At 33.7% G+C, this 24,754-nt stretch carries 19 protein-coding genes; 15 read left to right on the top strand and 4 right to left on the bottom strand.

Annotation, left to right across the window (positions count from 1 at the left end; all coding sequences use genetic code 11):
* Window positions 1–63: 63 nt before the first annotated feature.
* Window positions 64–1,806 carry a BatD family protein gene (locus tag NU08_RS08230; RefSeq protein WP_129746658.1) on the top strand — a complete coding sequence of 581 codons (1,743 nt, stop codon included), beginning with the start codon at window positions 64–66 and terminating at the stop codon, window positions 1,804–1,806.
* Window positions 1,807–1,894: 88 nt separating this feature from the next.
* The gene (locus NU08_RS08235) at window positions 1,895–2,641 is read left to right on the top strand and encodes a tetratricopeptide repeat protein (RefSeq protein WP_129746659.1); all 747 of its coding nucleotides are present in this window, start codon (window positions 1,895–1,897) and stop codon (window positions 2,639–2,641) included.
* Between the two features lie 88 nt (window positions 2,642–2,729).
* On the opposite strand, the gene NU08_RS08240 is transcribed toward NU08_RS08235, so the two are convergent.
* From NU08_RS08240 to NU08_RS08250, 3 genes are all read right to left on the bottom strand, one after another.
* Window positions 2,730–4,280, bottom strand: coding sequence for a vWA domain-containing protein (locus NU08_RS08240; protein WP_129746660.1), 1,551 nt, complete (start codon window positions 4,278–4,280; stop codon window positions 2,730–2,732).
* A 425-nt stretch (window positions 4,281–4,705) separates the two neighbouring features.
* Window positions 4,706–5,275: a 5-formyltetrahydrofolate cyclo-ligase gene (locus NU08_RS08245; protein ID WP_129746661.1), complete on the bottom strand. Its 570-nt coding sequence runs from the start codon at window positions 5,273–5,275 to the stop codon at window positions 4,706–4,708.
* The gene (locus NU08_RS08250; protein WP_129746662.1) at window positions 5,262–6,242 is read right to left on the bottom strand and encodes a succinylglutamate desuccinylase/aspartoacylase family protein; all 981 of its coding nucleotides are present in this window, start codon (window positions 6,240–6,242) and stop codon (window positions 5,262–5,264) included. The genes NU08_RS08245 and NU08_RS08250 overlap by 14 nt, the downstream gene beginning before the upstream one ends.
* Before the next feature lie 134 nt (window positions 6,243–6,376).
* Between NU08_RS08250 and uvrC the strand changes: the two genes are divergently transcribed.
* The 9 genes from uvrC (at window position 6,377) to NU08_RS08295 (ending at window position 17,855) form a co-directional block, all read left to right on the top strand.
* The gene (gene uvrC, locus NU08_RS08255; RefSeq protein ID WP_129746663.1) at window positions 6,377–8,170 is read left to right on the top strand and encodes an excinuclease ABC subunit UvrC; all 1,794 of its coding nucleotides are present in this window, start codon (window positions 6,377–6,379) and stop codon (window positions 8,168–8,170) included.
* Between the two features lie 6 nt (window positions 8,171–8,176).
* Complete coding sequence (locus tag NU08_RS08260; protein ID WP_129746664.1) at window positions 8,177–10,447, top strand: patatin-like phospholipase family protein; 2,271 nt, start codon at window positions 8,177–8,179, stop codon at window positions 10,445–10,447.
* Between the two features lie 318 nt (window positions 10,448–10,765).
* Window positions 10,766–11,923, top strand: coding sequence for a homogentisate 1,2-dioxygenase (locus NU08_RS08265; RefSeq protein WP_129746665.1), 1,158 nt, complete (start codon window positions 10,766–10,768; stop codon window positions 11,921–11,923).
* Window positions 11,924–12,151: 228 nt separating this feature from the next.
* Window positions 12,152–13,312 (top strand): 4-hydroxyphenylpyruvate dioxygenase, encoded by a 1,161-nt coding sequence (gene hppD, locus NU08_RS08270; RefSeq protein ID WP_129746666.1) that lies wholly within the window; start codon window positions 12,152–12,154, stop codon window positions 13,310–13,312.
* A gap of 298 nt (window positions 13,313–13,610) precedes the next feature.
* Entirely contained in the window at window positions 13,611–14,381 is a 771-nt protein-coding gene (locus tag NU08_RS08275; RefSeq protein ID WP_129746667.1) for a DUF3108 domain-containing protein, read from the top strand.
* Window positions 14,381–15,322, top strand: a complete 942-nt coding sequence (locus tag NU08_RS08280) for a tryptophan 2,3-dioxygenase family protein (protein WP_129746668.1) — start codon at window positions 14,381–14,383, stop codon at window positions 15,320–15,322. The genes NU08_RS08275 and NU08_RS08280 overlap by 1 nt, the downstream gene beginning before the upstream one ends.
* Before the next feature lie 25 nt (window positions 15,323–15,347).
* Entirely contained in the window at window positions 15,348–16,568 is a 1,221-nt protein-coding gene (locus NU08_RS08285) for a peptidoglycan DD-metalloendopeptidase family protein (RefSeq protein ID WP_129746669.1), read from the top strand.
* A gap of 48 nt (window positions 16,569–16,616) precedes the next feature.
* Window positions 16,617–17,225 carry a hypothetical protein gene (locus NU08_RS08290; RefSeq protein WP_129746670.1) on the top strand — a complete coding sequence of 203 codons (609 nt, stop codon included), beginning with the start codon at window positions 16,617–16,619 and terminating at the stop codon, window positions 17,223–17,225.
* A 9-nt stretch (window positions 17,226–17,234) separates the two neighbouring features.
* Window positions 17,235–17,855, top strand: a complete 621-nt coding sequence (locus tag NU08_RS08295) for a hypothetical protein (RefSeq protein ID WP_129746671.1) — start codon at window positions 17,235–17,237, stop codon at window positions 17,853–17,855.
* Between the two features lie 16 nt (window positions 17,856–17,871).
* Here NU08_RS08295 and NU08_RS08300 read toward each other — a convergent pair whose 3' ends face one another.
* Window positions 17,872–18,714, bottom strand: a complete 843-nt coding sequence (locus tag NU08_RS08300; protein WP_129746672.1) for an AraC family transcriptional regulator — start codon at window positions 18,712–18,714, stop codon at window positions 17,872–17,874.
* 95 nt (window positions 18,715–18,809) lie between these two features.
* Between NU08_RS08300 and NU08_RS08305 the strand changes: the two genes are divergently transcribed.
* From NU08_RS08305 to NU08_RS08320, 4 genes are all read left to right on the top strand, one after another.
* Window positions 18,810–19,370, top strand: coding sequence for a short chain dehydrogenase (locus tag NU08_RS08305; RefSeq protein ID WP_129746673.1), 561 nt, complete (start codon window positions 18,810–18,812; stop codon window positions 19,368–19,370).
* Between the two features lie 11 nt (window positions 19,371–19,381).
* Window positions 19,382–19,867 carry a lipocalin-like domain-containing protein gene (locus tag NU08_RS08310; RefSeq protein ID WP_129746674.1) on the top strand — a complete coding sequence of 162 codons (486 nt, stop codon included), beginning with the start codon at window positions 19,382–19,384 and terminating at the stop codon, window positions 19,865–19,867.
* 117 nt (window positions 19,868–19,984) lie between these two features.
* On the top strand, window positions 19,985–21,628 hold the full coding sequence (gene pgi / locus NU08_RS08315) for a glucose-6-phosphate isomerase (protein ID WP_129746675.1): 1,644 nt from the start codon (window positions 19,985–19,987) through the stop codon (window positions 21,626–21,628).
* Between the two features lie 321 nt (window positions 21,629–21,949).
* Window positions 21,950–24,682: a TonB-dependent receptor gene (locus NU08_RS08320; RefSeq protein WP_129746676.1), complete on the top strand. Its 2,733-nt coding sequence runs from the start codon at window positions 21,950–21,952 to the stop codon at window positions 24,680–24,682.
* The last annotated feature ends 72 nt before the right edge of the window (window positions 24,683–24,754 follow it).

Below are 24,754 nucleotides of genomic sequence, written 5' to 3' on the forward strand. Positions count from 1 at the left end.
ACAGTTAAACGATTAAACGGTTAAACAGTTTAACAGCTAAATAAACAACGACTAAAACAAAGAATGAAAAGATATTTAATTCTATTTCTAATCACTTTTCAAGGACTGATGGCTCAGGTGCAATTTGAAGCCAGAGTCAGCAAGAATACACTTGGACTAAACGAAAGACTTCGCATTGATTTCATCATGAATGTTGACGGAGATAATTTCGAACAGCCTTCTTTTGATGGATTTAAAATGGTTGCCGGACCAAGCCAGCAGATTAGCCAGTCTTGGATTAATGGTCGCAGTTCTTTTCAAAAAATATATTCTTATATCTTACAGCCTGAGAGAAAAGGCGCTATAACAATAAAACAGGCTGCGATTGAATTTAATGGTCAGGTTTACAAAACCAATCCTATAAAGGTTACAGTAACCAATGCAGTTGCTCAAGAAAGAGATCCAAATGACAGACCTCCAGGATCTCCTGATGAATTATTGGAACTTGTTGCCGAAATCTCAAAAACAAATCCGTACTTAAACGAACCAATTACAGTTGTTTACAAATTATATTTTAATAATATCGGAGTAAACCGTTTTAAAGAATTGGCAAAACCTAAATACAATGATTTCTGGAATCAGAATATAGCCATTAAGCAATTACAGATTGAAGAAGGAAGTTATAAAGGTCAGAGATGTTATTCTGTAATCTTGATGAAAACCGTTTTATATCCGCAAAAGTCTGGAAGATTGACAATTGATCCTCTTTCTTTAGATATTGAAGTAGAAATGGCTTCTAATCGTCGTGACATGTTTGGTCAAATGATTACAACAGAAGGTAATAAAGTCGTTTCTGCTGGGGCAAAAACAATTAACGTAAAACCACTTCCTGAAACTGGAAAACCCGAAAGTTTTACTGGCGCTGTCGGACGATTCAATTTTACCGTTACTCCATCAAAAACAACGCTTAAAAATGGTGAGGGTCTTGACTTGATCGTAAGTGCTCAGGGAACTGGAAACATGAAGTTATTTACGCTTCCAAAACCAGTTGTTCCAAACGCATTAGAGATGTACGATCCAGTTCACGATGAGCAAGTAACTACCTCTTTGAATGGAATGTCTGGCAGAATTACAGACAAATACACGATTGTACCACAGTACAGAGGAAAATACGCTATCAAACCAATGCAGTTTTCGTATTTTGATTTGAGTACTGGATCTTATAAAACCATCACTTCAAAAGAAATTATGATTGATGTGTTAGACGGACCAACACCTGCTGAAGCAAATACTGGAGCAGCTAAAAATGTTGTGGCCAAAGCAGATCAATTCAAAAATATTAAATCTAAAACAGCATTGATTCCTATTGAGAAAAAGGATTTTTATGATTCAAATCTGTATTTAGGATTATTGTTTGCTCCATTCATCATTATTCCGATTATCATTTTAGCTAGAAAGAAAAAAGAAGCTATGGATAGTGATGTTACTGGAAATAGAATTAGAATGAACAATAAACTGGCGAAGAAATATTTATCGCAAGCGAAGAAACATCTTAACAACAAAGAGCCTTTCTATATTGCACTTGAAAAAGCAATGCACAATTTCTTGAAAGCAAAACTGCATATTGAAACTTCAGAAATGAGTAAAGACAATATTAGAGAATTGCTGTTGTCTAGAAATGCAAATGCAGAAACGGTTCAGAATTTTATTGCTTTGACTGAAAACTGCGAATTTGCACGTTATGCACCAGCATCGAGCGCTTCAATTCAGCAGGATTATGATAAGGCTGTTATGATTATTTCTGAATTAGAAAAACAGATTGTTTAATTTTTTTACCGCAAAGTTCGCTAAGAAAATTGATTTAGATTGAGTCGAATTTAAGTTCGCAAAGTTGAAAATCTTATTAAAAAAGAAAATGAAAAACATACTATATCTCTTTTTATTCATCTCGCAGGTTTTCTTTGCGCAAGGTCGCTTTGAAGCAGGAAATGCATTGTACCAAAAAGGACAATATAAAGAAGCGGCACAGGTTTATGAGAACATTATAAAAGAAGATAAATTGCAATCTGCCGAATTGTATTTTAATCTTGGAAACTGTTATTACAAACTAAACCAGGTTGCGCCTTCGATTTATAATTATGAGAAAGCATTGGTTCTTAAGCCAAACGATCCAGAGACTTTAAACAATTTAAAGTTTGCCAAAAAACTGACTATTGATGAAATTAAAGAAGTTCCAAAAGTAGGTTTTGCAAAACTGATTCAAAACTTTACCTCTATTTTTGATTATAACGCTTGGGCTAAAATTTCTGTTGTACTTGGTTTTGTATTTTTATTGAGTTTTATCGGGTATTATTTTTCAAATGCTACATTGGCAAAAAGAATTTATTTTGTTGGGATGTTTATCATTCTGGTTGCTTTTGCGTTAAGCATTTCGGCTGGAATGTCTGAAAAAAGTCATTTTGAAAACGATCGTGTTGCCATTGTTTTTTCTGAATTAAGCCAAGTACGACACAAACCTGAAAAATCTTCAAATGGCATTATTTTATTGCACGAAGGAGCAAAAGTTTATGTTTTAGAAAGTGTTGCAGGCTGGAAAAAAATTGAATTGACAGACGGAACACAAGGTTGGATTGACTCTTCAACAATTAAAGAAGTAAAATAACGTTTAGAAATAATTCAAATATAAAAATCCCAAATTCCAATTACTGTTTTGGAATTTGGGATTTCTTGTTTTTTTTTGAATTTAATAATTAATTCACCGCATCCACCAATCTAACAAACTCAGATCTGTAACCATCTTCATCATTTGATAAACCAGATTTTGCCAATCTTTTAATATCCGAACTTGAACTGCTGGCAATGTATTTTGAATCTCTCAGTTTTAATCCGAACCAAGAAACTGCTGTCGTAAATTTGAAATCTGGAGAACTGTTTTCTAAGTCTGTTTTCTTATCTGCTATAACATTTACGATTTCAATGCTTTTATTGCCATCAGGTTTTTTATACCTGAATTTTACAGTTGCCAACTCATTACTATGATTTTCAGCAACTTTTGACATTTTAGTATATTTTAAATCTGAAGGGACATAATCACTCTCTACACCTACCGGAACTATTTCATACAAAGCCGTAACCGAATGTCCGCTACCTAATTCGCCCGCATCAATTTTATCATTTTTAAAATCTTCTGCATTCAATTTTCGGTTTTCATAACCAATCAATCGATACGCTTGAACATGATTTGGATTAAACTCAATTTGGATTTTTACATCTTTCGCGATAGCAAACATTGATCCTTTAAATTCTTTTCCAAGAAAACGATTCGCTTCCTGAATGTTATCGATATAAGCATAATTCCCATTTCCTTTATCAGCCAAAATTTCCATTTTACTGTCTTTGTAATTTCCCATTCCAAATCCAAGAACGGTCAAGAAAACACCAGACTCTCTTTTCTGCTCAATCAATTTCAACATATCATCATCAGAAGAAGCGCCAACATTAAAATCTCCATCAGTCGCTATCACTACTCTATTGTTTCCTTCTTTGATGAAATTTTGTTGTGCCAATTTGTACGCCAATTCAATTCCTTCTCCTCCTGCCGTGCTTCCGCCTGCATGCAAATCGTCAAAAGCATCCATAATTTCATCTTTATTATCTCCCGAAGTTGGTTCTAGAACTACTCCTGCAGATCCTGCATAAACTACAATCGAAACTTTATCGATGCTTCGAAGTTCTTTCACTAAAATTTTCATCGATTCTTTTAGCAACGGCAGTTTGTTTGGCTCATCCATCGAACCTGAAACATCCACTAGAAAAACTAAATTAGTTGCTGGCAAATTTGCCATTGGAACATTCTTTCCCTGCAGACCAATTTTTAGCAGTCGACTGTTTTTATTCCACGGACAATCGCTGTATTCTGTATTTATAGAAAACGGATGCTGGCCATCTGGCTGCGGATATTTGTATTTAAAAAAGTTGATCATTTCTTCAACACGAACAGCATCTTTTGGAACTTTCTGCCCTTCGTTTATAAATCTGCGGATATTGGTATACGATGCATTATCAACATCGATAGAAAAAGTAGAAAGCGGTTCTTTGAGTGGAGATTCAAACGGATTTTCTTCTAATTCTGCATAACTTTCTGTATTGGTCTCAGGAATATAACTTTCCTCTTCAATTAAATCGGTCGTAGCTGCAACTGCAGTAGAATCTGCAGTTTCCACGGTAGCATAATCAACTTTCTTACAGCCGAAAATAGTAAGTACAAGGAATGCCATCATAAAGAAATTAAGATTTCTCATAAAGTAAGTTTTTAAAAAATTAATAAAAGGTTATAGGCTTCAAATAAGGACTAGCATTCCGGATTTACTAGAGGCGATTATTTGCAATTTTTCGAGTATCAAAATCGTGCCAAATTTTTTACAAATATTTTTCTTACGTGAAAATAAAATGAGAAACCTTTATTTTTAAAGGGATTTCGTGTGGAATATTTTTTTGAATGTGAAGATTTTTTTGCCACAGATTAAAGGATTAAAATAGATTATTTTTTGTGGCATATTTTTTTTACGCGTTTGAATTGTAGTAGACGCACTTCAGTGCGTCTACACCCAGCATGTCGACAACAAAAAATGATTTTTTTGGCCACAGATTAAAGGATTAAAAAAGGATTAATCTTTTGGAATCATTTTAATCTGTGGCATTAAATTTTGAACGTTCCGTTGTGAAATTAAAATGTATAAATTTTCTCTGGCGTAACGCAATAATCCAATTTAATATCCGATTCAAAAACGTCATCTATTTGGCTTACCGATTCAAAAAAAGAAAGTCCGATTTTTATGGTTTCTGGTTTGCATTCGGCAAGAAATTTATCGTAGAAACCTTTTCCGTAGCCAATTCTATTTCCATAAACATCAAAAGCCAAAAGCGGTACAAAAACAACTTCAACTTTAGACGACGGAACTTCGATTCCGTCAACGGGTTCAGGGATATTGTATTCGTTCTTTTTTATTTTAGTATTATCTGTTAGAAGAAAATGCGTCATTTTTCTAGATTCGAAATCACTTTTAGAAATCAGGATTTCTTTATCTTTCCCAGAAAGCAAGTGCAGAATATATTCGGTATTTACTTCTTTGTGCTCTTCAATAGGGAGAAAAACATGATAATACGTTTTATCCCAAATTGGCATTTGAATTAATTGATTGGCAATTGCGAGACTTTTTTCTTCTATTTCATCAAAAGAAAGTGCTTTACGAAGATTTTTATATTCTATACGAAGTTCTTTTTTACTCGTCGGCATTATCGTCTGGGGTTTTAGATAAATGATAAATGGCATCGCCTTCATAAACAATTGGCGAATGGTTGGCATTGATTACATAACCATCGTGCGGCGCTTTGACTTTTTGTTCAAATTTCCCAAACGGATCTGTAATAATGGCTAAGATAGTTCCTTTGACTACAAATTTTCCAACCAAATTAAAATCATGAAGCAATCCAGAACATTTTGCACGAAGCCAAACCGATTGTTTAATGTAAATTGAAGGAGTTAAGGCGGGTTCCATAATTTGTTTAGAATCCAACATTCCAAGATAATGAAGCAAGCGTTTGGTTCCTAAAACGCCTTGATTTGCAATTTCATTATTGATGTCTAAAGATTTTCCGCCTTCAAAAAGCAACATTTTTACATTGGCCGTTTCAGAAGTTTTTCTAAAAGAGCCATTTATATTTTTAGAATACAACGTAAACGGCGCATTAAAAATATCGGCGAGAACTTTCAATTCAGGATTATTTTCGGTAATTCTAATTTGAGGCGCATTAAAACGGCTTGCTCCACCTGCATGAAAATCGACAGCATAATCTAAAATCGGGAGAATTTCTTCGACAATATGATAGGCAAATCTGCTGGCAAGCGAACCTTTTTTACTTCCAGGAAAAACACGATTCAAGTCACGTCCGTCTGGAAATTCTCTCGATTTGTTCACAAAACCATACATATTGATTACTGGAATGCAGATTATTGTGCCGCAAGCCGGTCTGTTTATTTTTTTACTGATAATCTGACGAACAATTTCTACACCGTTAATTTCGTCGCCATGAATTCCTGCAGAAAATAAAACAACAGGACCTTCATGCTTGGAACGGCGCACAATAACAGGAATATTCAACTTAGTCGTAGTATGAAGTCGAGCAATTTCGACGTTTATGGTTCTATGTTCTCCTGGCAAAATCGATTCGCCAAAAATGACCAAGGGAGTACTATTTTTCATGTGAATTATAAAATCTAAATATAGAAATTATTCTTTTGATTTTGTAAATTTGAAACTAATTCAATGTTAAGCTTCTTTTAGAAATCGGAATGGTTTTTGAAAAGCTTCTCGAACATCTTCACAAACACAATAGAATGCAAAAACCGTCCTTAGATCTTCAAATTTTAACGTTGCCTGATAATCCGGGCGTTTATCAGTATTATGATAAAGACGGGAAAATTTTGTATGTCGGAAAAGCTAAAAATTTAAAAAAAAGGGTTTCGTCCTATTTCAATAAAATTCACGACACTGCCAAAACCAACGTATTGGTAAAAAAAATAGTGACTATAAAACACATTGTCGTTCCAACCGAAACTGATGCGCTTTTATTGGAAAACAATTTAATTAAAACACTTCAACCGCGATACAATGTTTTGCTTCGCGATGATAAAACGTATCCATGGATCTGTATTAAAAAAGAACCTTTCTCGAGAATATTTTCAACTCGAAACATGGTCAAGGACGGCTCTGAATATTTTGGCCCATACACGAGTTTCAAAACGGTACATACGATTTTAGATTTAATCAAAGAATTATATCCGCTTCGAACTTGTAATTATGATTTGAGTGAATCAAACATTAATTCAGGAAAATTTAAAGTTTGCCTGGAATATCATATTGGCAATTGCAAAGGCCCATGCGAAGGCTTGGAACCTTTGGAAGAATATCAAAGACAGGTTAACGCGATTCGCGAAATCTTGAAAGGAAACTTCAAAGAAAGTTTGAAGGATTTTAAGAAAGTAATGAATACTTATGCCCAGAATTTACAATTTGAGGAAGCGCAGAAAATAAAAGAAAAGATTGAAGTTTTAGAAAATTATCAATCCAGATCTACCATTATCAATCCGAAGATTACCAATATTGATGTTTTCTCGATTGTTTCTGACGAAAGTGCGGCTTATGTCAATTTCCTTCAGATTTCTCATGGTTCGATTATTCGTTCGCACACTTTAGAAATGAAGAAAAAATTGGACGAATCTGATGAAGAATTACTGGAATTAGCAATTGTCGAACTTCGCGAGCGTTTTCAATTATTATCCAAAGAAATCATCGTTCCTTTTGAAATGGATTTGGGCGAAAACATTAAAGTGACCGTTCCACAACTTGGAGATAAAAAACAGATTCTGGATTTATCGATTCGAAATGCCAAATTCTACCGAATAGAACAATTAAAGCAATTGCAAATTGTAGATCCAGATCGTCACGTAAACCGAATTATGGCACAGATGCAGAAAGATTTGCGTCTTCCGTCTGAACCAAGACATATCGAATGTTTTGATAACTCGAATATTCAGGGAACAAATCCAGTTGCGGCTTGCGTCGTTTTTAAAGATGGAAAACCAAGCAAAAAAGATTATCGCCATTTTAATGTCAAAACCGTTGAAGGTCCAAACGACTTTGCTTCGATGACTGAAATTGTGTATCGCCGTTACAAAAGATTGTTGGACGAAAATGAACCTTTGCCGCAATTAATTATTATTGATGGTGGAAAAGGACAACTTTCGGCCGCTTTAAAAAGTATAGACGATTTAGGCTTACGCGGAAAAGTCGCTATTATTGGAATAGCAAAACGTCTAGAAGAACTTTTCTATCCTGGCGATTCAATTCCGTTATATTTGGACAAAAAATCAGAAACATTAAAAGTTATTCAGCATTTAAGAAATGAGGCGCATAGATTTGGAATCACATTTCATAGGGACAAAAGAAGCAAATCGGCGCTTAATTCTTCTGTGGAAAGCATTCCTGGAATTGGCGAAAAAACCATGACTACGTTAATACAACATTTCAAAAGTGTTAAAAGATTAAAATTGGCCACAGAAAAAGAAATTTCAGCCGTTGTAGGTGTTTCTAAAGCCAAAAAAATTGTCGACTTTTACAAAACCAACTAGAGTTTTATGCGTTCATTCCAACTGTACATTTCAAAAATTTGGTTCAAAGGAGTTTCCTCGCGCGCATTCTCATTTGTTGTATTGCTGTTATTTTTATTTTCGCAAAAATCTTTTACACAGGAAATTAAAAAAGACAGTGTTAAAAGACCCAAAATTGGTTTGGTTCTTAGCGGTGGTGGCGCCAAAGGTTTTGCTCATATTGGAGTTTTAAAAGTTTTGGAAGAAGCCGGAATCAAAATTGATTATATCGGCGGTACCAGTATGGGATCTGTAATTGGCGGACTTTATGCTTCTGGCTACAACGCTTCACAAATTGATTCTATTTTTAAAAAGACCAATTTTGACGAATTAATTAACGATTATATTCCGCGTTCATCCAAAAACTTTTATGGCAAAAAGAATGATGAGCTCTATGCAATTGTTTTACCATTTAGCAATTTCAGAATAGGCATTCCAGAAGCCCTTTCAAAAGGAATGTACAACTATAATTTATTGAGCAGTTTAACTAGAAACGTGCGCCATGTTCGTGATTTCAACAAACTGCCAACTCCATTTTTATGTATCGGAACGAATATTGAAACAGGCGAAGAAGTTTTACTAAACAAAGGAAATCTCGTTCAAGCAATGATGGCAAGTGCTGCTTTTCCTTCCCTATTTACTCCAGTAGAAATTGACGGAAATCTTCTTGTTGATGGCGGCGTTGTAAACAATTACCCTATACAAGAAGTTCGCAATCTTGGCGCAGATATTATTATTGGTGTCGACGTTCAGGACGATTTGCTGAAAAGAAAAAACCTGAAAAATGCCACGAGAATTTTGGTTCAGATTACCAATCTGCAATCTATCGAGAAAATGAAAAACAAAAGAAAGGATACCGATGTTTATATCAAACCCGATATTCGCGATTTTGGTGTTATTTCATTTGATCGAGGAGAAGAAATCATCAGAAAAGGAGAAGAAGCGGCTTTTGCTGTTTATGAAAAAATCAAAACATTGACCGATGAGAACAACTTTTATAAAAAACCAAAATTAAAAATTGATTCAGACACTCTTCATATTCAAGAAATAAATACCGACAAATTAGAAAATTATACTAAAGAATACATTCGCGGTAAGCTTCGCTTTAAACCTGGCAGCACCATAACTTATGACGGACTTAAAACAGGAATAAACAACTTAAATGCAACACAAAACTTTAGCACAATTTCCTATTGTCTTCAGCCAAATGGAGACAAAGACAACTTGGATTTGGTTTTAAGAGAAAACCCAACCCAGACTTATCTAAAACTTGGACTTCATTATGATGGCCTTTACAAAAGTGCCGTTTTATTAAATCTTACGCATAAAAAGACTTTCTTAAAAAACGATGTTACTTCGCTTGATATCATTTTGGGTGATAATTTCAGATATGATTTTAACTATTATGTCGAAAATGGCTTTAACATCAGTTTTGGATTCCGTTCTAGATTGAATCAATTTAACCGAAATGTAACCACTAGTTTGAGCGGTGTTCTTAAAGAAACCCCAAATGTCAATCTTATTAATGTTGACTTTATGGACATAAATAATCAAGCTTATTTTCAGACTATTTTTGTGCAGAAATTTTTAATGGGCGGTGGTTTAGAATATAAATATTTAAAAATCAATTCGCCTACACTTGCCAATGAGGACAATATAATTGAGAAAAGCAATTATTTTAGTGCTTTTGCTTATTTAAAATACGATTCGCTAGATGAAAAATATTACCCGAGTTCTGGATTGTATTTTTCTACAGATGTGCAGACCTATATGGCATCATCAGATTATACCAAGCAATTTAAACCTTTTTCGATTGCAAAAGCCGAGGTGTCAATTGTTAGACCGTTATTTAGAAAAGCAACTATAAAATTTGGAACCGACGCTGGATTTAATATTGGCAGCGACAGCGTTCCGTTTTTTGATTTTATACTGGGAGGTTATGGCTACAACAAAATAAATAATTTCAATTATTTCTACGGATATGATTTTCTAAGTATTGCCGGCAACAGCTATATTAAAACTGATATTAATATTGATTACGAAATCTTCAAAAAAAATCACATCAATGTATCAGCTAATTTTGCCAACTTAGGAGATGACATTTTTTCTTCTGTTGATTGGGTTTCGATGCCAAAGTATACAGGATATGCCGTTGGTTATGGACTAGAAACTATCATTGGCCCAATCGAAGTAAAACAATCTTGGTCTCCAGAAATGTCAAAAAGCTTTACGTGGTTTAGTATCGGGTTTCAATTTTAGTAGTATAATCGAGAATACTTCAATAAATTCTGCCTATTTTTTTACATCCTAAAAATTATATCAAAAAAACTAAGTTATTTTATAGTTATAAATAATATAATTTTTATTTTTACTCCGAAAAAATTACGACATTTGTTATAATGAAAACAAATTGGACAGGTTTATTAGAGTATCTTCAATTCCTCATCAAGAGAAATCCTGAGTAATGGCTCTATCGAATTGAAATAATCAGTCAATATTAAAAATTGAACTGGTTGTTTATCTCTGCAATTCAAATTTTCGAATTATCTAATTTACTAATTATCTAATTGAAAAGCCATGCCACTATATCATAAACTTGGGGATTTCCCTCAAAAAAGACACACCCAATTCGAAAAACCAAATGGAGGTTTTTACTACGAACAATTGTTTGGAACTGAAGGTTTTCACGGACATTCCTCACTATCGTATCACGTACACAGACCGACGCAGGTTAAAGAAATTTCAAACTCTTATTCGGTTGAACCTAAAATCGCAATCGGAAAAAATATAAAATCATTATTATTTAAAGGTTTTGAATTGAAACCTGAAAATGATTTTCTAGACAGCCGAAAAGCAATGTTGGTCAATAAAGACTGTATTATCGGTTTGGCTGCGCCGAAAGAATCGCTTCGAAATTATTTCTACAAAAATGCCGATGCAGATGAAATGCTTTTCATCCATAGAGGAAAAGGAAAATTAAGAACCATGTTAGGAAATATTCCATTCGAATATGGCGATTATTTAATTATTCCACGCGGCATTATTTATCAAATCGAATTCGAAACAGAAGATAACCGACTATTTTACGTAGAATCGTATTCTCCTTTTTATACTCCAAAACGTTATAAAAACCAATCTGGTCAGCATTTAGAACATTCTCCATTTTGCGAGCGTGATTTTATTTTGCCTAACGAATTGGAAACGCATGACGAAAAAGGTGATTTTTTAATTAAAATCAAAAAAGAGGGAATGATTCACGAAGTGGTTTATGCCACACATCCGTTTGACGTTGTGGGCTGGGACGGCTACAATTTCCCATACGGATTTTCAATTCACAATTTCGAACCTATAACTGGGCGTGTTCACCAACCGCCACCAGTACATCAAACTTTTGAAACAGCAGCTTTTGTTGTTTGTTCATTCTGCCCTAGACTTTACGATTATCACCCAAAAGCTATTCCGGCACCATACAATCATAGCAATATAGATTCTGACGAAGTACTATATTATGTTGACGGCGATTTTATGAGCCGTAATAATATTGAGCAAGGCCATATCACTTTACATCCAAAAGGAATTCCACACGGACCAGCGCCTGGCGCAATGGAACGTAGTATTGGTCACAAAGAAACTCAGGAATTAGCCGTTATGGTGGATACTTTCCGCCCGTTAATGGTTACTGAAGAAGCTATGGGATTGGATGACGGGAAATATTACAAATCTTGGACGGAGTAACTAATCGAGTTTAACCGCAAAGTTCGCAAAGGATTTTACGCAAAGTTCACAAAGATTCTAAGTAAGTTTTACCAAACCAAGTTCGCAAAGCTTTGCGTTCTTAGCGATTTTATAAAATCTAAATCAAAAAAATCTTTGCGCTCTTTGCGGTAAAAAAAAATCAAACACAACACTAACACTTCGGTTTTCGATCAATTAAACGATTAACCGATTAAACAAATAAAGAAAATGAGCAAAGAAGTAAAATCAGTAGAATACGGATTAGAAAAAATATTTGAAGGAGCGCAAGATTTCCTTCCATTATTAGGAACAGATTATGTAGAGTTTTATGTAGGTAATGCAAAACAAGCAGCACATTATTATAAATCTGCATTTGGATACCAGTCATTGGCTTATGCCGGATTAGAAACTGGAGTAAGAGACAGAGCATCTTATGTTTTGAAACAAGACAAAATCAGAATTGTTTTAACAACGCCTTTAACGGCCGATTCTCCAATAAACGAACATTTGAAAAAACACGGCGACGGAGTAAAAGTGGCTGCACTTTGGGTTGAAGATGCTACAAAATCTTACGAAGAAACTATGAAACGCGGTGCGCGTTCTTTTATGGAACCAACCGTTGAAGAAGATGAATTTGGTCAAGTAGTTCGTTCTGGAATTTACACTTATGGAGAAACGGTTCACATTTTCGTAGAAAGAAAAAACTATAACGGAGTTTTCTTGCCAGGTTACAGAGAATGGAAATCTGACTTTAATCCAGAACCAACAGGATTAAAATACATCGACCACATGGTTGGAAATGTGGGATGGAACGAAATGAATACTTGGGTAAAATTCTACGAAGAAGTTATGGGATTTGTAAATTTCCTATCTTTTGATGACAAACAAATCACTACAGAATATTCTGCTTTGATGAGTAAAGTAATGTCAAATGGAAACGGAAGAATTAAATTCCCTATCAACGAACCAGCTGAAGGAAAGAAAAAATCTCAAATCGAAGAATATTTAGATTTCTATGGCGGACCTGGAATTCAGCATATCGCTATCGCAACAGATGATATTATTAAAACAGTATCTCTATTAAGAGCACGCGGTGTTGAATTTTTATCTGCTCCTCCTCATACTTATTATGAAGCAATTCCAGAAAGATTGGGTGTTCATATGGATATGATGAAAGAAGATTTGAACGAAATCGAAAAATTGGCAATCATGGTAGACGCAGACGAAGATGGATACTTATTACAGATTTTTACCAAGCCAGTTCAAGACAGACCGACACTTTTCTTCGAAATTATTCAGAGAATGGGTGCAAAAGGATTCGGTGCAGGCAACTTTAAAGCCCTTTTTGAGTCTATCGAAAGAGAGCAAGAATTGAGAGGAACGCTATAAAATGTTAATTTACATATAGAAAACCGTATAATTCTCCAAAAAACGATGCTTTTTTTGCAAATGTTATGTTAAACTTGACTTTTGCTATTTTATTTTTGAACTTTCTATCTATCTTTGCACTCGCAAATCAGGAAGGGGTGGTTTCCTTCCGAATTGATATAAATTTCATAATTTATAGTTTTTTGGTTAGTTAATAGCATAAAAACTCAGTCATCTTTGACTGAGTTTTTTTGTTTTGATACATTTGGAATAGAATTTGCATTTATCTACCTTTATAATAAAACGTAAAGAATGTACTATGAAAAAGCTCATCCTCATTATATTAGCACTAACAATACTTTCTTTTGCTCCTCAAAAAGAAGATGCTTTCGATACTGGAGAATATTTCAAATTTAGAATACATTATGGATTTGTAAATGCTGGATATGCAACTCTAGAAGTTAAAGATGCGACCATAAATAATAAAAAGGTATACCACTCTGTTGGAAAGGGTTACACAACCGGAATGTCCAAATTTTTCTTCAAAGTAGAAGATTTATATGAAAGCTATTTTGACAAAGAAACGGGAAAACCATATCGTTATGTTAGAAAAATTGATGAAGGCGGTTACACCAAAAATCAAGAAGGTTTTTTTAATCAAAGTGAAAACAAAGTTTTAGTAAAAGACTATAAGCGCAAATCAGAAAAAACCATTATGGTTTCAGAAGAAGTACAGGATATTGTTTCTGCATTTTACTATTTGAGAAATCACCCAAACATTGACAAACTTAAATCAGGTGAAGCCATTACAATCGATATGTTTTTTGATGACGAAATCACAAAATTTAAGTTAAAATATGTAGGTCGTCAAGATATTACGACTAAATTTGGAACGGTTTCTACGATGGTATTCAAACCATTGGTACAAACAGGTAGAGTGTTTAAAGAAAAAGAGAGCTTAACACTCTGGATAACAGACGATGTGAACAAAGTTCCGATTAGAATTAAAGCAGATTTGGCAGTAGGATCTCTTAAGGCCGATCTCGATGAATATAAAGGATTGCAAAGTCCACTTAAAGCAAAAAAATAATGAACCCTACAGATCATTCTGAAGCAATTTTAAAAGAAATTGACCTTAAATTTCAAGCCATAAATCAAAAAACTGATGTTCAATTAGAAGGATTGCTTTGGGCTAAACCAATCACTTACTGGGATTACATTCAAACTGATGCACTATTAAATTTACAAATTCAGCGCACTACACTTCCTGATGAAATGGTTTTTATTATGTACCATCAGGTAAACGAATTAATCTTTAAAATGATCTTGTGGGAAATTGATCAGATAGCAGAAACAGAAAACATTCAGGTTGATTTTTTCAGTGAAAGATTATCAAGAATTACAAGATATTTTGATATGCTTACCAATTCGTTCAGCATTATGGAAAATGGAATGGAAGTAGATCAATACATGAAATTCAGAAACACGCTTACTCCTGCCAGCGGATTCCAGAGTGCACAATATAGAATGATCGAATTTGCGTCGACTGATGTTATAAATTTAACAGACCGCAGATACAAAGCAAACTTTGATGAAAATACCGATTTAGAAACCAGCTTTGAACACCTTTATTGGCAAGCTGCCGGAAAAGATTATCACACTGGCGAAAAATCATATTTGTTGAATGAATTTGAAAAGAAATATAAAGAGCAGTTTTTAAGACAAATGGCATCGTTTAAAACAAAAAACATTTGGCAAAAATTTACTCAATTACCAGTCGAAGATCAGCAAAATCCAGAACTGATTGCTGCAATGCGCCATTACGACAAAACAGTAAATATTACTTGGGTAATGCAACACCTTAATACTGCAAGAAAATACATCTTAGAAAGCGGAAAAGGCAATGGCGAAGCTACAGGCGGAAGCGATTGGCAAAAATATATGCACCCAAAATACCAAAGACGCATCTTTTTTCCTAAATTGTGGACCGAAGAAGAATTGTCCAATTGGGGAAATGAAACTGATGTCTAATTTCACCACAAAAAATTTATAAAGTTTGAAAAAAGCAGTCGTAATTTTAATTGTCTTGTTTTCTATTTTTTCATGTAAAAAAGAAGAAGAAAAAGTAGAAGCAAAAATTACTAAACCAGCAACCAAAAAAATAGAATTCGGTTTTAATTACGCAGACTTTAATGTTGTTAATGACACTATTTCAAAAGGAGATTCTTTTGGCTCAATTATGCAAAGCCAAAACATTGGAGACAAAAAAGTAAATGAGATTGTTGAACAGGTAAAAGATTCTTTCAATGTCAGAAGCATTCGTTATGGCAAACCATTTACTTTACTTCGTTCTAAAAACAAAACCAATAATCTTCAGGTTTTTATCTATCAGCCAGATGCCTTAAGTTATTATGTTATAGATTTAAGAGACAGCATTGCAAAAGCTTATAAAAAAATAAAACCTGTCACTTTAAAACGAAAAATGATTGGCGGAGTTTTAAAAAGTTCATTATCCGAAACTTTAGGAAATGAAAGTGTAGAAACCGCTTTGGCAAGCAGAATTACAAAAGTATTTTCTTGGTCTATTGACTTCTTCAAACTAAAAAAAGGAGATCGCTATGGATTAATTTTCACAGAACGTTTCATTAACGGAAAAACGTATGACGGAGTTGAAGATCTTGAAGCCGCATTTTTTGAATATAAAGGCAAAATCGTTTATGCTTTTCCTTTTGAAAGAGACACTACTTCTGGAAAGATTGAATATTATGACGATCAAGGAAAAACGCTTAAAAACTTCTTCCTAAAAACGCCAATCAAATTCAGCCGAATCACTTCTCGATTCACCATGAATAGATTTCACCCAGTACAGCATACTTGGAAAGCACATAAAGGAACTGACTATGCGGCTCCAACAGGAACGCCAATTTCTACTACGGCATCGGGAGTTGTAGAAACTACTGGATATACAGCAGGAAACGGAAACTTTGTAAAAGTAAAACACAACGGAACCTACTCTACCCAATATTTACATATGTCTAAAATTTTGGTTCGTCGCGGACAACGTGTTACGCAAGGCCAGACAATTGGTTTGGTTGGAAGTACAGGTTTAGCTTCTGGTCCGCACGTTTGCTATCGTTTCTGGAAAAACGGCGTACAAGTTGATGCACTTCGTCTGAATCTACCAACAGGAGAATCTTTGACAGGAAATGACAGAACTCGCTTTATGACTCAGATTGAACCTTTGAAAAGAGAATTGGATAGCATTGGAAATTTGTAAGAATAAATCTTTATTTTAGCAAAAAATAAAACCAACAAGCAATTCTATATGAAATTCAAAAACTTACTTCTGCTTCTTACTTTGGCAGTAAATTTTTCTTTTGCCCAAAACAACATTAAAATAACTAACATTTACGGAAGTAAGAATAGTGAAATTCAGAATTTACTTGATTTTGAAAAAATATATCTTGAGCAGTTCTATTTTGAAGGAAAAGATTTAAAAGGAAAACAATATGTTATCAATCTACAAGAATTTTCAGATGGCAAACTTGTAAATACATCTTTACTTTTTGACGGAAGAGAAACTGATTATTTCAAAATAAAATCAAATAAAGAGTCTCTTACTTTTCTATTTAAGATAGCCGATGGAAAATTAAAGACTTATATCAGAGGTGTAAGATTTGGAAGTAAAAAATCGTACTTTAATCTAAAAAGTGATTCTGACGATTATACCTTAAAAGATTTTTTTGGAAATAAAACAGAATTGAATATTGACTCCAATCAAGAAACACCAATCCTTGCTATTATTACTCCAACTAAACATGCAGACGGAAGTGCTTCTTACTGCGAAGTAGTTCAGTCAAACGTTAAACCAGAAAATCTTGGAACACATTTTAATATTCCGCATTATTTCTTAGTTACAATTCAATTCAAATAAGAAACAGTCATGAAAAATGAACGCCTCAAAACCATGTATCATGAAACTTTTTCTGGTTTAAAATTATTTTATAGAGATACAAATCTTCCTGAAAATTTAATTTTAAATTATAAAGTAGGTCAAATTATTCAAGAAAAAGGTTTTACTGACATGAGTTCGATTGGCGGAGGCCTTTCTGGAAATTTCAGATATTTGATTGCAAGCGCGCATGCCAAAGATTTGTCAAAATTTAATCCTGACTCGGCAAAAATTGGTCATTATCTTTTAGACTCGATTGCTTATTTTAAAGTATTGGACATTCAGAAAATTGGTGACAAAACACAAATTTTTCTTCTGAATATTCCAGACAATTCGATTTCACTTTTCAAAAATTCATCTTCAAACTTAGAAGAAGAAATTATAGAAAAAGCTCAAAAACGCTTTCGCGAAAAAATCGATATTGACTTAATTCCAGAATTACAAACTGAAAATTGGAAAGAAAGAACAAAATCTCCAATTGGAATGAGTGATAATGGTGAATTATTTTTTGACGATTCTAAGATTAAAACTGAATCTCCAAAAAGAATTGATGTCGATGTTTCGAAGAAAATCATAGAAATCAATAAAAAGCCTTGGTGGAAATTTTGGTAAGCAAACTTTTTAATTATTAAGAATATCTTTTTCTAAATTCAGAAGGATTCATTCCTTTATGCTTTTTAAAGACTTTATTTAAATGGCTTTCATCAGAAAAATTTAATTCGTCTGCAATTTCATTAATTCGCATATCGCTATTTAAAAGTCTGGCTTCAATTAATCTCAATTTATAGTTTGCAATATATTCTTGCAGCGTTTCACCCGTTTGCTTCTTAAAATATTTACCCAAATAATTAAGCGTGATATTAAAATGGTCGCTTATTTTTTCTGATTTTAATTCTTTTGGATTGTAAATGTTCTCTTGAATATAATGCAAAATTTCGAGAACCATTTCTCCGGTTTTTTCTTTAATATTCTTCGGAAGTTTCAAAGCAATATTTCTCGCAACAATTGTAATAATTGTATTCACAATCTGCTCAATAATCTTTTGATGGTAAATCTGCTGGTTGCTTAATTCACCGATTATGTTGTCAATTAACGAAGCGATTAAAGGTTTATCAATTTGATTTTTCAAAATACAGCCTGGGCGATGGCTTGCATTTTGAAGAATATATTCCATTCGCAAAACGGCTTCAGATTGCCCATTTTGAGAACTTGCTTTTATGTAATATTCATTAAATCGAAGAAAAAAGAATTTTGTTGGCGTTATAATCTCAAATGAATGCACATCTTGTGGCGTTACCAAAAACATATTCCCTTTTCGGTACTGAAATGTATTGTTATTAATTACCTGAATTCCTGTTCCATCAACAATATAAATCAATTCAAAGAAATTGTTTTTCCGAATTGTTTTCGGAAACTGTGCTAGTTCTTTAAAATCAACTTCAAAAGGAAGATACAAATTTGTGTTTGTCATTATGCTAAAATACAATTTTAGTACCAATAAGTACAATTTTCAGCCAAAGCTAACTTCTTAATTTTGTTTCAGATAACAAACTAAAAATCTGCAAAATGAAAATACTTTTAATTGGCGCAAATGGAGAAATTGGTAAAATACTACATCCGGCTTTTGCAAAAAAACATGAAATAATTTCGGCTGGAAGAAACAGCGGAGATTTCAGAATCGATTTATCAGATTCAAATTCGATTGAAAAATTATTTGAAGAAGTAAAAAACATTGATGCTTGTATTTGTGTTGCGGGCGATTGCTACACAGGTAATTTGCTTTCGCTTGACGAAAAAAAATTAAACATCGGCATTCAGAACAAATTGCTTGGACAAATTAATCTGGTTTTAATTGGCCAAAAATACTTAAACGATAATGGATCATTTACACTCACTTCAGGAAAAATGGGCGACAAACCTGTGAAAAACAATATAAGCAAAGCTATTGTAAATGGCGGAATCAACAGTTTTGTTCTGGCAACTTCGTTGGAATTGGAAAGAGGAATCAGAATAAATGCCATTAGTCCAGCAAAAGTCTCGGATATTCCGACAGAAGATCTAATAAATGCTTATGCGAAGAGTATTGAAGAAACTATAAATGGAGAAATTATTAAAGTAAACTATTAAACTTTCAAAAGATGAAAAACGCAATTTTGATTCTACTGCTTTTGATTTTAAATTCAATTTATGCTCAAAACAAATCTAATTTTTCGGGTTCATGGACTTTGGCTTCGGTTGAAAACACCAATTCTGACGGAACCAAAACGCTTCCGTATGATGTAAATCCGAAGGGCTTTTTGTTCTTTGATGAAAAAGGAAATTATGCCATTCAGATTTATAAAGATAAAAGGGCAAAAATTGCTTCTGGAGATAAAAATAAATGCACTCCCGAAGAAAACGCAGCAATTGTACAAGGAAGCAATTCGCATTTTGGCGAATATGAAATTGACGAAACAAATAAGACTATAACTTTTAAAATAAAAACGGCATCTTTTCCAAATTGGGAAAGCACGATTCAAAAGAGATCTTACACTTTTACAAACAATGAACTTAAATATGCGGTGACCAATACTACCCAAGGCGGAAAATCGGTAACAGCCGAAGTTGTCTGGAAAAAGTTATGACTTACATTTCATAAAACGTTTTCGTAACTAATTGTTATATAATTGCAAACCGTCATCCTTTTAAAAGTTATTTCAGTATTTTTGTGTTTCAGAAAACAAACTCAATTATAGATAAAAATGGCTTTAAACACAACAAACCCAACTGGGACTGAAGCGTGGAAAAATCTACAAAACCACTATAACGCAATTCACGAAACCACAATACAAGAATTGTTTCAACAAGATAGTGCGCGTGCTGAAAAATTCAACTTGCAATGGAATGATTTTTTAGTAGATTATTCAAAAAATAATATTAGTCAGGAAACGGTTTCGCTATTATTAGAATTAGCAAACTCGATTGGATTGAAAGATGCAATTGCACAATATTTTGGTGGAGAATTAATCAATCAAACAGAAAATCGCGCCGTTTTACATACAGCATTACGCGCTCCAGAATCTGCAGTTATTAAAGTAGATGGAGAAAATGTAATTCCTGAAGTTTACGAAGTAAAAAATAAAATCAAAAACTTTACTCAAGAAGTAATTTCTGGAGAAAGAAAAGGATATACCGGAAAAGCTTTTACTGATATTGTAAATATTGGAATTGGCGGTTCTGACCTTGGTCCTGTTATGGCTGTTGAAGCTTTGCAGTTTTACAAAAACCACTTGAGTACACATTTCGTTTCGAATGTTGACGGTGACCACGTAAATGAAGTCATCAAAAAACTAAATCCAGAAACAACGCTTTTTGTAATTGTTTCTAAAACTTTTACCACTCAGGAAACACTTTCAAATTCTGAGACTATCAAAGAATGGTTCTTGAAATCAGCTTCTCAAGAAGATATTGCAAAACATTTCGTAGCCGTTTCTACAAACATTCAAAAAGTAACTGAATTCGGAATTAATCCAAATAATGTTTTCCCAATGTGGGATTGGGTTGGAGGAAGATTTTCTCTTTGGAGTGCGGTTGGTTTAAGCATTGCATTGGCAGTTGGTTTTGACAATTACAATGATTTATTAACTGGTGCCTATGAAATGGACGAGCACTTTAAATCGGCAGAATTTGACCAAAACATTCCTGTTATTTTAGCTTTATTAAGCGTTTGGTATAATAATTTCTTTGGAGCAGAAAGTGAAGCTTTGATTCCGTACACACAATATTTACACAAACTTGCCCCTTATTTGCAACAAGCATTTATGGAAAGTAACGGAAAAAGTGTTGGCCGTGACGGAAAACCTGTCAACTATCAAACTGGAACAATTATTTGGGGAGAACCAGGAACAAATTCTCAACATGCTTTCTTCCAGTTAATTCACCAAGGAACAAAATTGATCCCGACTGATTTTGTTGGTTTTGTTAAACCTTTATATGGAAATGAAGATCATCACGACAAACTAATGTCAAACTTCTTTGCTCAGACTGAAGCTTTAATGAACGGAAAAACAGAAGCGCAGGTTCAGGCAGAATTTGACAAACAAGGATTAGCGGCTGAAAAAGCATCATACTTATTGCCTTTTAAAGTTTTCACTGGAAACAAACCGACAAACACTATTTTGATTCAAAAACTTACTCCAAAAAGCTTAGGATCATTAATCGCGTTATACGAACACAAGATTTTTGTGCAAGGTATTATCTGGAACATTTTCAGTTTTGACCAATGGGGCGTTGAATTGGGTAAACAGTTGGCAAATTCTATCTTAGATGAAATCAATTCTAAGACTGTTAAGAATCACGATAGCTCAACTACGTTTTTGTTAAATCATTTCTTAAAAAATAAATAGAAACATTTTTTTAAATATTCTCTAACTTTTGAAACGTCCTAATTTCTAGTAAAATTAGGACGTTTTTTACATAAAATACCGACAAAAAGCAGAATTATCCGCCAATTTGCCTGTTTCTACTTACAGCATCACTCAAATAATTACATATTTAACAAAAAAGCTCTCGATAAATTCAAGAAAACAATATTTTTTTTAAAGAAAAAAGAAAAATTCATTTTAATACGCAGCACAAAAGACAAAACTGCTTTTTCTTAACATTTCGATAACATTATCTGAGTTATTTGTTATAATTTTGCCAAAAACAATAAACTCAATAACAAAATGAAGAAAATGAAAAATTGGTTACTGACTGGACTATTTTTTATGATAGTTTCGACCGTATTTTCTCAAGGAAAAGTTACTGGTAAAATTACCGACGGAACAGGTGGATTACCAGGAGCAAATGTAGTGATCAAAGGATCTACTACAGGAACTTCAACAGACTTTGATGGTAAATTTACTCTTACTACACCATCAAGCACAGGAGAGATTGTAATCTCTTTTTTAGGTTATGACAACCAAACTGTAAAATTTACCGTATCAAACGCGGGAACTACAGACTTAGGAACTATCACTTTAGTTTCTAACTCAAACGAATTGAGCGAGATTGTAGTTAAAAGTACTGTTGTAGATATTGCAAAAGACAGAAAAACTCCGGTTGCTGTTTCTACAATTAAAGCAGCTGAAATTCAACAAAAACTTGGTTCACAAGAATTCCCAGAAATCTTAGCTAACACTCCCTCTGTATATGCTACAAAAGGTGGTGGTGGTTACGGAGACTCAAGAATTAACATTAGAGGATTCGATCAGAGAAACATTGCCGTAATGATAAATGGTGTTCCGGTTAATGACATGGAAAACAGTTCTGTTTATTGGAGTAACTGGGCTGGTTTATCTGATGTAACTTCTGCTATGCAGGTTCAAAGAGGTTTAGGTTCTTCTAAATTAGCTATATCATCTGTTGGTGGAACGATAAACGTGGTTACAAGATCTGCAGACATGAAAGAGGGAGGAACGATTGCTCTTACTACTGGTAATGACAATTACTTCAAAAGCCTTGTTTCATATTCTACTGGAAAATTGAGTAATGGTCTTTCTGCATCTGTCTTATTTAGCAACACTATTGGTGACGGTTATGTAGATGGAACTAAATTTTCTGGTCAAAACTATTTTATCGGAATCGGTTATACTTCAAAAAACAACAAACACGATTTCCAATTTACTTTTACTGGTGCTCCACAATGGCACAATCAAAGAAGCTTTGCTAATACTTTAGCTTCATATATCCAATACGGAAATCCAGCTGAAAACAAACCAGACATTAAATACAACTCTGATTGGGGTTATAAAAATGGACAAGAGTATTCATGGGCAAGAAACTTTTACAGCAAACCTGTAATGTCTCTTAATTATGACTACAAAATCTCAGATAACACAAAATTATCTTCAGTATTATATGCTTCTTGGGGAAGAGGAGGAGGAACAGGAAACATTGGAAAAAGTCCTTTTGCATTTAAAACTGAAGACGGTTTAGTTCCTTTTGATGAATTCGTTAAGTATAACACTGGACAGCCAAATACAATTGGAGCACCATTAACACCAAATGCTGACGGAGAATATGTAGTTAACAGAACAACTGGTTTTACAAGAAGATCATCTATCAACTCTCATGACTGGTATGGAGCTGTAATTAACTTAAATCAAAAATTAACAAGAACATTAACTCTTGATTTTGGTATCGATGCAAGAACATACACAGGATACCACTTTAGAAATGTTAATGACAGATTAGGTGCTGATGTTTACTTTGATAACCAAAGTGCTACTTTCAAACCTAATGGTAGATATTTATATGAAACATATTCTGCTACACCAAGTTGGAACCCTTTTACTAATGTAAAAGATCAGGAGAAAATTGAATACAACAATAATGGATATGTTAATTGGTACGGAGCGTTTACACAATTAGAATACTCAGGAGAAAACTTATCAGCTTTCATTCAGGGAGCAATTTCAAATCAAGGTTTCCAAAGAGAAGATACTTTCCTTTACCTAGAATCAGATCCGTTATACAAAACAGATACTAAAAATATTACTGGAGGAAACATTAAAGGGGGCGCAAATTACAACATCAATGAGCACCATAACGTATTTGCAAACGCAGGATACTACTCTAAACAACCATTCTTTAATGCAGTTTACCGCAACAACCAATCAGTAGCATTTGATACTCCAAATGAAAAAGTTGTTGGAATTGAGGCTGGATACGGATACAGATCATCTAAAGTTAATGCAAACTTAAATGCATATTATACATCTTGGAAAGACAGATACCAAAGATCTACAGATCCAAGCAGTACTAATAGAAATGGTTACTATGATGCATTAGGTGTAAACGAACTTCATACAGGTCTCGAACTTGAAGTGAATGCTAAAGCAACTCCACAATTAAGTTTAAACGCAATGGTTTCTGTTGGTCAATGGAAATATGAAGGAAATGCCACCTACAACAAATTTGATCAAAATAATGCTCCTTTAGAATCAGGAACTTTATATCTAGATGGTGTAAAAGTTGGTGATGCTGCACAAACAACTGCAAGTTTAGGTGCTGCCTATGAAATCTTGGAACGTTTTAGTGTAGATGCAAATTACAGATATACAGATCAACTTTACGCTGCTATCGAACCAGGAAGATTCTCTGCTGAAAATCACAAAGGAACTTTAGAACTTCCATCTTACGGATTAATGGATGCGGGAGTTTCTTACAAATGGTTAATTGGAAGCTCTAATAAAAATTCTTTAAGTTTCAGATTAAACGTAAACAACGTTCTAAATGAAGTTTATATTTCTGAATCAAGAACAAACATTTTTGCTGATGATAATATAAATGCTACAAACCCAGCTCTGGGTACTTACGCTTCAAACGGACAAGTTTACCGTGGTATTGCAACAGCAAACCAAGTATTCTTTGGATTTGGAAGAACATGGAACTTTAGTATGAGATTCAATTTCTAAAATTTAGAATCTAAATAAATAATAAAAACGGCATTGACTTTTAAGTTTAATGCCGTTTTTTTATAGCCTTTT

The organism is Flavobacterium anhuiense (assembly GCF_004151235.1).
GTDB classification, from domain to species: Bacteria; Bacteroidota; Bacteroidia; order Flavobacteriales; family Flavobacteriaceae; genus Flavobacterium; species Flavobacterium anhuiense_A.